Source organism: Kitasatospora sp. NPDC057500, from assembly GCF_042802195.1.
Taxonomy (GTDB): domain Bacteria; phylum Actinomycetota; class Actinomycetes; order Streptomycetales; family Streptomycetaceae; genus Kitasatospora.
Window position 1 is genome coordinate 1 of the sequence record NZ_JBHVER010000437.1, and the last position, 1,543, is coordinate 1,543.

1 protein-coding gene is annotated in these 1,543 nt (G+C 67.6%); it reads right to left on the reverse strand.

Annotation, left to right across the window (positions count from 1 at the left end; genetic code table 11):
* Nucleotides 1-1,543 (reverse strand): acyltransferase domain-containing protein (locus tag ACFU74_RS37260; RefSeq protein ID WP_380764574.1); only part of this gene is annotated, 1,543 nt, incomplete at both ends.

Genomic DNA, 1,543 nt, shown 5'->3' on the forward strand with positions numbered 1-1,543 from the left:
CGGCTTGGATGGCGAGTTCGGCGAGGGCGGTGCCGGGGAGGATGGTGGTGTTCTGGAGGGTGTGGTGGGTGAGCCAGGGGTGGGTGTGGGGTGAGATGCGGCCGGTGAGGATGAGGCCGTCGGTGTCGGCGAGTTCGAGGCAGGTTTGGAGGAAGGGGTGGTCGGGGGTGGTGAGGGCGGTGTTGGTGGGGTTGGTGGTGGGGTGGTCGAGCCAGTAGTGCTGGTGTTGGAAGGGGTAGGTGGGGATGTCGGTGGGGGTGGTGGTGGGGAGGAGGTCGTGCCAGGTGATGTCGTGGCCGTGGGTCCAGGCTTGGGCGAGGCTGGTGGTGATGCGGTCGAGGGTGCCTTGGTTGCGGTGGAGGGTGGTGAGGGTGGTGGCGGGGGTGGTGGTGGTGTCGATGGTTTCGGCGATGCTGGGGGTGAGGACGGGGTGGGGGCTGATTTCGATGAAGGTGGTGGGTTGGTGGGTGAGGATGTTTTGGGTGGTGGTGTGGAATTGCACGGTGTGGCGGAGGTTTTGGTACCAGTAGGTGGGGTCGAGGGTGGTGGTGTCGAGGGGGGTGGTGGTGAGGGTGGAGTAGAAGGGGATGGTGGAGGGGCGGGGTTGGATGCCGGTGAGGGCGGTGAGGAGTTCTTGTCGGAGGGTTTCGACTTGGGGGGAGTGGGAGGCGTAGTCGACGGCGATGCGTCGGGTGCGGATGTTGTGGGTGTGGCAGGTGTGGGTGAGTTCGTCGAGGGCTTGGGGGGTGCCGGAGACGATGGTGGTGTTGGGGCCGTTGACGGCGGCGATGGAGAGGTGGTTGTTCCAGGGGGTGAGCAGGGTTTGGGTGGTGGTGGGGTCGGTGGCGAGGGAGAGCATGCCGCCGTGGCCGGTGAGTGTGGTGGCGATGAGTTTGCTGCGGAGGGCGACGATGCGGGCGGCGTCGTCGAGGGTGAGGGCGCCGGCGATGTGGGCGGCGGCGATTTCGCCTTGGGAGTGGCCGATGACGGCGGTGGGTTGGATGCCGTGGTGGCGCCAGAGTTCGGCGAGGGCGGTCATGACGGCGAAGAGGGTGGGTTGGACGACGTCGACTCGTTCGAGGAGTTCGGGGTCGGCCATGGCGTGGGTGAGTGACCAGTCGATGTGGGGGTCGAGTGCGGTTTGGCAGCGGGTGATGGTGTCGTGGAAGACGGGTGAGGTGGTGAGGAGTTCGGTGCCCATGCCGGGCCATTGGGCGCCTTGGCCGGGGAAGACGAAGACGGGTCGGGTGGGGGTGGTGTGGACGGGGACGAGGTCGGTGAGGGCGTGGGTGAAGTCGTCGGGGTGGTGGCCGATGATGGCGGCGCGGTGTTCGAAGGCGGTGCGGGTGGCGAGTGCGGTGGCTGTTGCGGCGGGTCGGTCGGTGTAGGGGCGGAGTCGTTCGGGCCAGGCGGTGAGTGCTTCCGGGGAGCGGGCGGAGAGCAGCCAGGGGATGGCGCTGTGGGGTGTCACCGGCTCGGTGACGGGAGCCTGGGGAGGTGCTTGTTCGAGGATGATGTGGGCGTTGGTGCCACTGATCCCGAA